Here is an 11,256-nt window from a genome sequence, read left to right as displayed (position 1 = left end):
CGGCGGCGCCGCCCTCCGTCACCTCGCGGTACCCCTCGCGCAGCTTCTCAGCGACCTTCTTCTCGTACTCCTTCCGGGCGCCGGCTTCGTCCGCGAAGGCCTTCTCCCGCCGCTGACCGGCGGTGCCGATGCGTCCGTAGGTGACGATGAAGGTGTTGCCCTTGAGCTCCGGCTCCCAGAACTTGGAGCTGGAGCCTTCCACGAACTCGAACCTTCGCATGCCTCAAAGCATACGCGACGCCGTGCTCCGATGCTCCGCCTTCATCTCCCGGAGCCCTTCTTCACGGGAGCGGCGGCCCACATAGCCCAGCTCCCGGCGGGCCTTGTCGTCCCGCACCGTCACCTCGCGCCCCATGAGCAGCACCTCGGTGCGGGTGAGCGGAGGCCTGCCGCCCAGGCCCAAGGTGCCCCACAGCAAGTCGCCCACCGTGGCCACCGTCGCGGCCACACCGTATGGCAGGGTGCGCTCGCCCGCGTCCACGCCCTGCGTCGCGAGCATGGCGGTGATGAAGCCCCGGAACTCCACGGGCTCCCCATCAGTGAGGAAATAGGCCTCGCCGCCGCGGCCCTTCTCCGCCGCCAGCAGCATGCCCTCCACGCAGTTGGCCACGTGGCAGGTGGACGTCAGGTAACGGCCACCGCCGAACCACCGGAAGCGCCCGGCACGCACCGCCTCCTGGAACTGCGGCAGCAGCGACGTGTCACCGGCGCCCCAGATGAAGCGGGGACGCACCACCACGGTGACGAAGTCCGGCGCATTCACGCTGAGCACCCGGCGCTCCGCCTCGCCCTTGGTGGAGGGATAGTCGCCAATGGGGCGCTCGGGCAGGGGCATCGTCTCATCCACCCGCTCCAGGGGCGAGCCATCCACCAGCACCGCCTCCGTGCTGACGTGGACCAGCCGCTTGACGCCCGCGGCGCGCGCCGCCTCCAGCACCCGCTCCGTGCCGCGCACGTTCGTCTCGTAGAACTCGCTGCGCGCGCCCCAGCCCTTCACCACCGCGGCGCAATGGAAGACGGTGTCGCAGCCCTCCATGCCCGCCTTCAGCCTGTCCACGTCCGACAGGTCGCCCTCGAAGGGCTCCGCGCCGGACTCCGTCACCGAGGCCAGCGCCGCGGCGGAGCGCGCCAGGGCCCGGGCGGGCGTCCCGCGCACCTTCAGCGCGGCGAGGAGGTGCCTGCCCACGAAGCCTGAACCACCGGTGACGAATGCCCGCATTGATTGCACGCTCCTGTGAAGGACTGCTTGCGCTCCTAGCACTCCCACGCCGGGCCCGATAGAGCGCCCGGCCCGGCTCAGACTCGACTTTCGCCATTTTGAGCGGACGAGGGAGCGAGCAAGTGGGGAAGTAGAAGTGGCAGGCATCAAGGCTGCTTCGGAAGGTCGACTAAGACTCCGCCGCCTACGCCCATGGTAACCGTTCAGGGCCGGTGTTGAGGCCCACGTCGCGGTGTGCCACCCGCGGCCAATGCACACGAAAACCCCTGCGACGCTGGAAGCGATGATTGAAAAGCTGGTTCGCGAACAGTTGGTGGCGCAGCAACTCTTGGGGAAGGCAGCGGTGGAGCGCGCGTTCTCGGCGGTGGCTCCCGTGCCCTCCGTTGCGACTCAGCGACGAGGGACGAGAGTCCGACGCTCTTCAGGTGCCGCCGCCGGCCTCGCGGAGCGACTGCTCGATGCGGTACAAGCATGTCCGGGCGAGACAATGACGGTCATCGCCGCACGCGTCGGAGAAAAGCCACGGGCGCATCATCGGCCGATGATGCGTTTGAAGCACGAGGGCCGCGTGCGCAGCGCAGGAGAGTGGAACGCGACGCGCTACTTCCCCATGGGAGGGAATGCCACGTAGCGTTCAGGGCGCGGCGAAGAGCGAGGGCGGGGGCGCCCCGTCCGGGCGGTGGTGCAGCAGGCCGTCAGGAATTCGAGCACATTCTTTTCCTGCTTGCGGTCGGTGTGCGCCACCGTCAATACCCTCTCGGCGAAGAGGTTCCCCCGGGTGCTCTGCGTGCCGAAGCTTCGCTTGCGCCACAGGATGAAGGTCCGCAGCTCGCGCTCAGCGTGGTTACTGGTGGGCTCGACTCCGTCCCTGTCGACGAAAGTCCACAGCGCCGCCCGGTGCTTGAGGATGTCCTCACAGGAGCCGGAGACGTGCGGCAGCCTCGCGGCCACCGCGCGCTCAAGCAGGGCTTCCACCTGGGCGCGTACCGGGGCCATGCGCTCGCGCAGCGTGTCCCGCTGCAATTCGCCGCTCCGGAGTCGTCCCCAGTAGTCGAAGGGGATGCCGATGTAGTCGAGGAACTCGCGCCCAATCGCTCCGGCTGGCCCGTCGCGCTCCGAGAAGGAAATGGCCTTCCTCAAGAGGTGAGCCCAGCACACCTGCCGCGCGTCCATGGCCCAGAAATTCAGCGCAGTGGCGCGGTCGCTCACGAGGACACCGAGCTTCAGGCCGAAGAGCGATGCGAGCGTCCGCGACTTGCCGTCCGTCAGAATTCTGAAGACGGTGGCCATTGACGAGGCGATGGTCCACAGCGCGCGGGCCTGGCCACCCTCAAGCCACTGGGTACCGTCCGTGTGCTTCACCGGCGCCGACAACACCTGGGCCCAGGCCTCGTCCACCGCGCGCTTCACGGCCTCGCTGACGCGCGCCTCGACGGCGCTCACCGCCCCCAGAGAAATGTCGATGCCCAGCACATCTCCCAGAAGCCTCACCGCCGAGCGCCGACTCAGGTGGTAGACGCCCGTCAAAAGGCCAACGACGGCGGATAGCCGCGGGCCGAAGGGCGGCGTCGGAATCGGCGCGGTGCTTGCCCACTTCTCATGCTGGCACCTGGGGCACTCCACGCCATGGCGCATCCACTGCGTGACGTGGGCCTTGAGCGGCGGCAATTCCACGGACTGGTAGCGCCGCACCCGCGTGCCGCCTGCGGGTGAGAGGGGAGTCCAGCAATTCTCACACTCGGACGGGAAGAGGTGCTTGAACTCGCTCACCTTCTCCTCGGCAACCAGCGCGCGTGTCAGGCCTTTGTGTCCCGGCTGACCACCGCGCGTCTTCCCACTCCCGCTCTGCTTGCGCCGCTCCGCCTTCTGCCCCGGCGTATCGCTCGATGGTGGCCGGTTCGAGTTGCCCGAGTTCCGCTGCAACTACTCCCGCAGTTACTGCACCAGTCGAGTCAGCTCCTCGACTTGACGCTCGAGCTCCGCGATGCGCGCATCCTTGGGGTCAACCTCGGCCACGACACGCCGTGCCCCATGCCCCACGCCGCATCAGCGAGCGACGAGCCTACCGTCGGCTGCTGGCCTACTCCTTCTTCAACCGCCCATCCCACCTGAACGCTTTCGGGCAGTTCTCCGAGCAATCTAAGGGGTAGCTCTCCCCGTGTCCCTCCCGGCAGAGCAGCAGGAGAGTCAGACGCCAGCACGGACGCGTGCAGCCTTCTCGCCCTACGTAGAGTGCTAGGGGAGCACTACATCTTGCGCTCCATCACCGAGGCGTGTCGGCGCGACGATAACGAGAAGCGTCCGCATGGGTACGCGCCGACCCTCACCACGCTCCCATTAGGTGACAGCGAGGAACTATCCCTGAATCTCCGAGTTTAGCTATCGTCCGATGTTCGAATGATTCGGTACGATCGCGAGATTCTGAAGCTGGGCTCCGATGAGCTTGAACTCTTCGTCTACGACTGGGTGGACGCAAAAGCCAAGCTGGGTGGCTATCACGAGGTCGAGCGATTCTCAGGACCGGGAGACCGCGGCCGAGATGTCGTAGGCTTTTATGCGCCCAATCGTCATGAAGGTCTTTGGGACAACTACCAGTGCAAGCAGTATGCAGGGCCGGTCGACCTAGGCAAGGGGCTGCTAGAGCTCAGCAAGCTGCTCTATTACGCCTACCTGGGCGAGTTTACCCCGCCGCGTCGGTACATGTTCGTTGCACCGAGGGGTGTCACCCGGCCGCTCCAGCTTCTCATCAACAAGCCCAGCGAACTTCAAAAGACTCTGCTGAACCGGTGGGACATACACTGCAGGACTAGCATTGCAGAAGATGTAGACATTCCCCTCAACACTGCCCTGAAGGCGTTCATCGAAGCGTACGACTTCAGCAACGTGAGCAGCGTCTCCGTTGAAAAGATGCTCGCAGACGCGTGCATCAAGCCAGTTCTGGTGAAACACTTTGGCGCAGACCCTGGACCCGCTCCCAAGGGGACCGCACCAACGGAAGTGCTAGCCGCGGAAGCTCTCTACATCCGACAACTCGTCGACGCGTATGGCGAATGCGACGGGTGCGCCTATCCTGGGCATGAAGCGGTGAGCAACCACCCGAAGCATGGCGTGCATCTGAAGCGGCAGCGGGAGCGCTTCTTTGACGCCGATGCATTCCAACGCTTCTACCGGGACAACTCGACGCCCGAAAGCTTAGAGCAGTTGGAAGAGGACATCTTCCATGGGGTCGTTGAGGTGCATGCGGGCCCTCATTCGAACACGCTCGCGCAAGTCAGCGCGGTGATGACTCAAGCGGCAAACGTGAAGCCCTCAGGGCTGCTTGCACCGCATGCGCGCATTCCCGTCAAACAGGGCATCTGCCACCACTTTGCCAATGCGGAGCGACTCAAGTGGGGCAAGTAAAGGACGGGCCTCGTCCGAGGGGACCACGACTCTTCAACAGCGCCCTGGAGACAGGGGTCCGCACCGTATTCGTCCTAGATGCCTCGCATCCTCGGCCCCTGGACCTCCTCCAACTGACTTGGCTCGACTACCTCGTGGTGCATACCAGGGACATTGGCGGGCCGCCCAGCCTGCACCCCGATGTCCCGGCACGAATGGGGGAACTGCTGGTGAGAAGGCACCTCGTTCAGGACGGACTGAACCTCGTGCAGCGGCTGCATCTCGTGGACGCCATCTTCGACCCCAGCGGCATTCGCTATTGCGCCAGTGATGCAGCCTCCGCCTTTATCGAACTGATGCGCGCTCCCTACTCCCAAAATCTGAAGACGCGCGCAAAGTGGCTCATGGACCATTTCGCAGTGAAAGATGACAGCGCGATGGAACAGTATATCTCCGAGAAGATTGGCCGTTGGGCCGTTGAATTCCAAGGCGAGTCGGATTCCGACGAGGCAGGCCTATGACAGCGTCACTAATGCTTCGTCATCTCGTCTACACCGGCACAGGAGTGTCCGCCGCCACGCTCCGATTCGGTCCTGGGCTCAACCTGCTGCTGGGCGCGTCCAACACCGGCAAGTCGTTTGCTGTGAAGACCATCGACTTCATGTTGGGCGCAGGTGGACGCCTGCCCGATATCGAGGAACGCAGGGCGTATGACCGAGCCTGGTTGGGTCTCTCCACGCAGGGTTCGGGTGACCTGACGCTTGACCGGGGATTGAAGGGAGGAGCCCTCCAAGTCAGCAGCGGCCTTTCCGAAGGTGGAGATGTGCCTAAGGGGGCGCGACGCCTCGCCACCATAAACAACGCCGAGAGATCGGACAATGTCTCCCAGTTCCTGCTCGAGCTCATCGGGCTCCAGCACAAGCTGGTCGTCACGGACGCCAATGGTGCGAAGAGGCCGCTGAGCTTCCGCGACCTAGCGCGCTACTGCATCGTCGACGAAGCCTCGATGTGGAACGATGTGTCGCCCATCCACAGCGGGCAACACATCAAGAAGACAGTGGAGCGCAGCACCTTCAGGCTTCTCCTCACCGGTGCCGACGACAGCGCCGTCACGCAGGTTCCGGCCCCCAAGCTGAGGGCAGCCTCCACGGCCGCCAAGGTTGAGGTCTTCGACGAGATGGTCGCGGCACTGGATGCAGAGCTCGCCTCGCACTTTCCCGACGCAGAGGAACTGGCGGCGCAGGGCGAGAAATTAACTGCGCCCTTCGAGACACTGAAAGCAGAGTTGCAAGTAGCCCAGGACTCGGTTCGGGCACTCATGGCCCAAAAGCGTAACCTGATGCAGGAACTCTCATCCCACGAGCAGCGACTCGCAGACATCCAGACGAGCTTGGCGCGCTTTCAGCAACTCGATGCCATCTACGTGTCGGACGTCCAGCGCTTGGAGTCACTGGAGGAAGCAGGGTTCGTCCTTGCACTCGACGGAGAGAAGGACTGCCCGCTGTGCGGCGCACCGTCTCCTGCGCAGCGCCATGGGCACCCGCTGAGGGAAATCGAGGACGTCCGCGCAGCAGCCCTGGCAGAGGCAGAAAAGGTTAGAAGGCAGCAGGTTGACCTCGGGAAGACCGTAGTAGCGCTGCAGGAGGAGCGCGATGCGGTCGCCTCCGGCCCCTTCCCCGCCGCAAGAGATCGACTCGCGCAGTTGGAGCAAGAGTTGTCGCGGCTCACGCCTCAAGTCTCGGCGACGCAGAATCGCTTTACGGACCTTCTCAAAGCGCGTGAGCGGTTGAAGTGGGGCTTGGCACTGCTTGAGCAGCGGCGCATGCTCGTACGGAAGAGAGAGGAAGCCGCGAGTGAGAAGCCGGCACCCAGGGCAGAGAGACTAGACGTTGGTGCCGATGGGACGGCGACTCACAGCTTCGCTCAAGTGGTTGGAAGGGTCTTGCATGCCTGGAGGTTTCCCGGTCAACCCCAGGTCTCTTTTGACGAGCAGGACTACGATATTCGCCTGAATGGGAAGCGGCGAGGCGACAACGGAAAGGGCGTGCGGGCAATTACGCATGCGGCCTTCAAGGTGGCACTACTCATCTACTGTAGGGAGCGAGGCCTGCCCCACCCGGGCTTCCTCGTCTTCGACACGCCACTCCTAACCTATCGCGACCCCCAGGGCACACGGGGCGGAGCGCTGGCACCGGATGAGGCCGCCTTGGCTCAGAGCCCCCTGAAGGAGCACTTCCTACAGCACCTTTCTAGCCTAAGCGAGATGGGTCAGTTCCTCATCGTCGAGAACATCGAACTACCGCTCGGGACCGCCAGACAGGCGCTGCAAGTTCAGGAGTTCACGGGAAGCGCCACGGTCGGTCGAGCTGGGCTGTTCCCGCTTCCCTGAGCTCCTATGCGCCGGAGCGGCGGAGGTGAGCCGGCCCCGATTCCGTGGACACCCGAGATGTGGTGGGAAGGGAGCCCACGGAATCGGGGCAAGCTCACAGTCGCCCTCAAGATCGCGAAAGTCGGCTCAGAACATGTCGCGAAGGGAGGGCGGCGCCCCGGCGAAGAGACTGCCCGCCGCGCGCACCGAGGCATCATCCCCTTGCAGCGCGCCCATGGCCCGCAGCGACTCCGCGGACAGGTGGCCGGTGTACAGCGGCGCCAGCTCCCGCACGTGCAGCCGCAAGCCGCCGTCGCCGCCACGGCGGACGCGCGCCTGACCGTCAGCGACCTCCAACACGAAGCGGCCCTGGTTCTCCGGGAAGAGGTCGTCCTCGAGGTCCAGTTGGAGGGTGCCGGAGAGTCCCTCCGGCCAGCCGCGCGCCTCCAGCGCGGAGGCCACGTCCAGCACCCGCACCATCCAGTGCATGTACAGCTTCACCGAGTACGTCTGCTCGCGAAGCAGCAGGAGCAGCGGGTCGTCCACGCCGCCGTGCCAGGAGACGTCCGTGGCCAGGGAGCGGTGGTCCCCCAGGAAGCTCAAAATCCGCCGCGCCGCCGCGGGCGTGTGGGCCACGATGTCGGAGAGGAACAGCTCCTGCTTGAAGTCCTTGAGCGGCCGGCGGATGACGTAGAGGTAGCCCTCCACACCGGCGCTGCCCTCCACCAGGTAGCCATGTGCCACCTCGCCGCGCAGGTTGCGCACGCGGCCCCATGAGAAGTCCCCACGGTCCAGCCAGCCCGGCCGGTGACGCGCGTGGCGCTGGTAGCTCAGGACGATGGCCTGCGTGTCCTTCTCCTCGATGGGCCGGAGCGACAACGTCCGCTCACTGAAGTCCAGCGATGGGATTTGGACGCGAATCTCCTGCCGCGTGCCCGCGTGCTCGTAGCCCACGCGCCGGTAGAGCGGCTGCGTCGCGGGATAGAGCACCGACAGCGGGGCGCCCGTCGCGCGCGCCTCGCGCAGCAGGTGCCGCATCAGCCGCGTGGCGGCGCCGCGCCCCCGGTGGACGGGAGACACGCCCACGCCGCCCACGCCGATGACGGGCACGCTGCGTCCGCCGTACCACTGCCCCATGCGGATGAGCACGAGGGTGGCCGCCACCTCGCCGCCCTCGCGCAGCAACCGGAGGTCCGGCCGCGACGTCCGCTGCACCCAGGCGGCGCTGTCGGCGGGGGACATGGCATACGACTGCATCATGATGTCCGCGACGGCGGCCAGCTCACGTTCGTCTCGCGGCGGTCCGAAGTCGCCAAGCTGCGTCTCCACGCGCATCTCCGTTTCCCGATGGCGCCCGCGCGGGCACCTCGGCCGACCCGCATTCTCACGACGGCCCGGCCCGCCTGTCGAGCGACAAGCCACGGCCAGGCCCGTGCGCCCGCGCAGCAGGTGCGCCTGTCTACTGCCCTCCAGGGCTGGGAGCCCGTTCGCCATGGGCGCCGTCCCCGCACGGCGGAACGCCCGCCGCGCCCCATCGCTAGGATTCCCGCCAACACACCGCAGGGGGGAAGCTCATGGCAGACAGCGTGCCTGTGATTGGCAGTGGGGCTGACAATCGCGCGGGGGAAATCGTTGGTGTCATTCCTCGCGCCGAGTACGGGCGGATGGTGGTGCTCACCACGGTCATGCCCATGGCCGTCCTCACCACGACGTGGTTCCTGCCGCCGGGGTGGAACCTGCTCGGAACGGCCGCCATGCTCACCGGCTTCCTGCTGGTGTTGGGCAAGGCCATCGTGGGCGTGCCGCTTGCCCTGCTCATCAGTGAGCGCAACCTGATGAGTCTCTCCCGCTTCCAGGCGCTCGTGTGGACCGTGGTGGTGATGGCGGGCTACCTGACGATGACGCTCTCCCGCGTGAAGTCGGGCGCGTCCAACGCCGTGGGGGTCGACATCCCCCAGGAGCTCTGGATTGCCATGGGCATCTCCACCACGTCCCTGCTGGGCACCCCGCTGGTGCTGGGGGGCAAACGTGCGCGCAGCCCGGACGAGAAGCTGGTGCGGAGCACCTCCGTCCAGCTCGCGGAGACGACCGCTGACATTGATGCGCACCGCCAGGGCGTGCTCTATGCCAACGCGAACATGACGGACGCGCGCATGGCGGACATGTTCCAGGGAGATGAGGTGGGCAACACCGCGCACATCGACCTGGCCAAGGTGCAGATGTTCTACTTCACGATCATCGCCGCGGTGGGCTACTTCATGGACGTAGCCATGTCGGTGGCGCGCGGGACGACCAGCGCGATGCCTGCCCTGTCGCAAGGCATGCTCGCCCTCCTGGCCATCAGCCACGGTGGATACCTGCTGGGAAAAACAGGCGACCACTCGAACTCCAAGCAGACCTGACGACGGGCGTTCCCCTGGGACACAGGTCGCCTACACTGGGCCCGTGTCCAGCGCCTCAGAGCAGGGCCCCTCCGAGGGCCTCCGCGGTCGGTTGCATGAAATCATCTTCGAAGCGGAGACGCCCGCGGGCAGGGCGTTTGACGTCGGCCTCCTGTGGGCCATCCTCTTCAGCATCATCGCGGTGATGCTGGAGAGCGTCGCCTCGGTGCGGGCCCAGTACGGGAGCGTGCTGCTCGGCGTCGAGTGGTTCTTCACGGGCCTGTTCACCCTGGAGTACCTGCTCCGGCTCTTCTCCGTCAGCAAGCCGCTGCGCTACGCCCGCAGCTTCTTCGGGCTGGTGGACCTGCTGGCGCTCCTGCCCACCTTCCTGAGCGTCCTGATTCCCGGGGCGCAATCCCTGTTGGTGATTCGGGTGCTGCGGCTGCTGCGCGTCTTCCGCGTGCTCAAGCTGACGCACCTGCTGGGGCAGGCGGAGGTGCTGCTCACCGCGCTGCGCGCCAGCCGGCCGAAAATCACCGTCTTCCTGGGCACGGTGCTGACCATCGTCGTCATCATGGGCACGCTGATGTACGTGGTGGAGGGCCGGGAGAACGGCTTCGACAGCATCCCCCGCGCCATGTACTGGGCCATCGTCACCGTGACGACGGTGGGCTTTGGCGACATCACGCCGAAGACGGTGCCCGGACAGTTCATCGCGTCCATCCTGATGGTGATGGGCTACGGCATCATCGCGGTGCCCACGGGCATCGTCTCCGTGGAGCTGGCCGCCGCCACGCGGAACGCGGTGGACCACCGGGCCTGCCCCGCTTGTGGCCAGCAGGGGCATGACCTGGATGCCCATTTCTGCAAGCACTGCGGACACGGGCTCTAAGTCTCGGGCGCAGGCATGGCTCCGCGGGGCTGGCCGGAGCCGCGAGGGCTTCATCCAGCTCATGAACAACCTGGGCCTGCCGAAGCCCAGGCTCATCGACGTGGCGGCTCCCGCCACGTTCGTTCATGGGCCGACCTGAAACAACAAGGCAGCGAGCCCCACGCAGACATCACATGCACCTGCGACTCCAGGGCAGGTACGTTGGTGCCAAGCGCACAACTCGCTGAAACATCACGCCAAAATGCGGGCCCCGGACGTTCACTCCGCACCACGCTGGGTAGGATGCGGTTTCATGCCTCGCACCGCGCATAGGCCGCTGGAAGTGGATGAGGAGAAGCTCGTTCTTCAATTCCCCAGCCTGGACCGCAAGGCCGTGGGTGCTTTCTTCACGCCAGCACCGCTGGCGGAACGCACCCTCGCGCTCGCGCTCCAGCACGTGGGCGGAGGACCCCTCACCGTCGTGGACCCCTCATGCGGCGCGGGTGCCTTCCTCACCGCGGCCTCGCGGCTGCGGCCTGGCGTCCGGCTCTGCGGCCTGGAGCTGGACCCCGAGGTCGCCCGCCTCTGCCAGGCCCGCGTGCCCGAGGCCACCGTGCGCTCCGGAGACGCGCTGCGCGATGGCCTGGCGCCGCTGCTCGACACCACGCCGCCGGAGCACCAGGAGCTGTGGGTGGGCAACCCGCCCTACAACGGCACCTCCTCCGTGCTGAAGGACCCGGGCACCTATGCCCGGCTGCGCGCCCTGCTCCCCCTGGCGCTGATGCCCGGCACCAGCCTGCGCGACGACTTCGCCTTCTTCCTCCTCGTCGCCGCGCACCGGCTGGCCACCCGCCCGGGGGCGCTCGCCTTCATCACCCCGGCGAGCTTCCTGGACGCCTTCATGTACGCGCCGCTGCGCCAGTCGCTGCTGGAGACGCTCTCCCTGCGCGAGGTGGTGGACCTGGGCCCCGGCGCCTTCGCGGGCACGCAGGTGCGCACCTGCATCACCGTGTGGAGCTCCCTCCCGGGCCCCCAC

10 protein-coding genes and 1 pseudogene are annotated in these 11,256 nt (G+C 66.3%); 7 read left to right on the top strand and 4 right to left on the bottom strand.

Annotated features, from left to right (window positions below; all coding sequences use genetic code 11):
• Both G4D87_RS24300 and G4D87_RS24295 read right to left on the bottom strand, forming a co-directional pair.
• A partial coding sequence (locus G4D87_RS24300; protein ID WP_163784593.1) for a WGR domain-containing protein occupies positions 1–220 on the bottom strand: 220 nt, incomplete at its 3' end.
• Between the two features lie 3 nt (positions 221–223).
• Positions 224–1,219, bottom strand: coding sequence for an NAD-dependent epimerase/dehydratase family protein (locus G4D87_RS24295; protein ID WP_163784592.1), 996 nt, complete (start codon positions 1,217–1,219; stop codon positions 224–226).
• 283 nt (positions 1,220–1,502) lie between these two features.
• On the opposite strand from G4D87_RS24295, the gene G4D87_RS40290 reads away from it, so the two are divergent.
• Complete coding sequence (locus G4D87_RS40290) at positions 1,503–1,850, top strand: winged helix-turn-helix domain-containing protein (protein ID WP_371928589.1); 348 nt, start codon at positions 1,503–1,505, stop codon at positions 1,848–1,850.
• A gap of 3 nt (positions 1,851–1,853) precedes the next feature.
• Here the strand turns inward: G4D87_RS40290 and tnpC are convergent.
• A pseudogene (gene tnpC, locus G4D87_RS24290) lies at positions 1,854–3,259 on the bottom strand (IS66 family transposase).
• A gap of 357 nt (positions 3,260–3,616) precedes the next feature.
• On the opposite strand from tnpC, the gene G4D87_RS24285 reads away from it, so the two are divergent.
• From G4D87_RS24285 to G4D87_RS24275, 3 genes are read left to right on the top strand one after another with little or no spacing between them, the layout of a single operon-like run.
• Entirely contained in the window at positions 3,617–4,621 is a 1,005-nt protein-coding gene (locus tag G4D87_RS24285; RefSeq protein WP_163784591.1) for an ABC-three component system protein, read from the top strand.
• Positions 4,609–5,121 carry an ABC-three component system middle component 2 gene (locus G4D87_RS24280; RefSeq protein ID WP_338044998.1) on the top strand — a complete coding sequence of 171 codons (513 nt, stop codon included), beginning with the start codon at positions 4,609–4,611 and terminating at the stop codon, positions 5,119–5,121. Before G4D87_RS24285 ends, G4D87_RS24280 begins: the two co-directional genes overlap by 13 nt.
• 11 nt (positions 5,122–5,132) lie before the next feature.
• Complete coding sequence (locus G4D87_RS24275; RefSeq protein WP_163784590.1) at positions 5,133–6,989, top strand: coiled-coil domain-containing protein; 1,857 nt, start codon at positions 5,133–5,135, stop codon at positions 6,987–6,989.
• Positions 6,990–7,115: 126 nt separating this feature from the next.
• On the opposite strand, the gene G4D87_RS24270 is transcribed toward G4D87_RS24275, so the two are convergent.
• Positions 7,116–8,303 (bottom strand): GNAT family N-acetyltransferase, encoded by a 1,188-nt coding sequence (locus G4D87_RS24270; RefSeq protein WP_163784589.1) that lies wholly within the window; start codon positions 8,301–8,303, stop codon positions 7,116–7,118.
• Between the two features lie 239 nt (positions 8,304–8,542).
• Between G4D87_RS24270 and G4D87_RS24265 the strand changes: the two genes are divergently transcribed.
• The 3 genes from G4D87_RS24265 to G4D87_RS24255 all read left to right on the top strand — a co-directional run.
• Positions 8,543–9,370: a hypothetical protein gene (locus G4D87_RS24265; RefSeq protein WP_163784588.1), complete on the top strand. Its 828-nt coding sequence runs from the start codon at positions 8,543–8,545 to the stop codon at positions 9,368–9,370.
• Between the two features lie 43 nt (positions 9,371–9,413).
• On the top strand, positions 9,414–10,241 hold the full coding sequence (locus G4D87_RS24260) for an ion transporter (RefSeq protein ID WP_163784587.1): 828 nt from the start codon (positions 9,414–9,416) through the stop codon (positions 10,239–10,241).
• A 292-nt stretch (positions 10,242–10,533) separates the two neighbouring features.
• A partial coding sequence (locus G4D87_RS24255; RefSeq protein ID WP_163784586.1) for an HsdM family class I SAM-dependent methyltransferase occupies positions 10,534–11,256 on the top strand: 723 nt, incomplete at its 3' end.

It is taken from the genome of Myxococcus vastator, assembly GCF_010894475.1.
GTDB classification, from domain to species: Bacteria; Myxococcota; Myxococcia; order Myxococcales; family Myxococcaceae; genus Myxococcus; species Myxococcus vastator.
This window is presented reverse-complemented; position numbering and strand designations above follow the sequence as displayed.

Bases quoted from the DNA above. Each gene is read 5' to 3' on its own strand.
- G4D87_RS24295 (WP_163784592.1), bottom strand. From the start codon at position 1,219: ATGCGGGCATTCGTCACCGGTGGTTCAGGCTTCGTGGGCAGGCACCTC.
- G4D87_RS40290 (WP_371928589.1), top strand. From the start codon at position 1,503: ATGATTGAAAAGCTGGTTCGCGAACAGTTGGTGGCGCAGCAACTCTTG.
- G4D87_RS24285 (WP_163784591.1), top strand. From the start codon at position 3,617: ATGATTCGGTACGATCGCGAGATTCTGAAGCTGGGCTCCGATGAGCTT.
- G4D87_RS24275 (WP_163784590.1), top strand. From the start codon at position 5,133: ATGCTTCGTCATCTCGTCTACACCGGCACAGGAGTGTCCGCCGCCACG.
- G4D87_RS24270 (WP_163784589.1), bottom strand. From the start codon at position 8,303: ATGCGCGTGGAGACGCAGCTTGGCGACTTCGGACCGCCGCGAGACGAA.
- G4D87_RS24265 (WP_163784588.1), top strand. From the start codon at position 8,543: ATGGCAGACAGCGTGCCTGTGATTGGCAGTGGGGCTGACAATCGCGCG.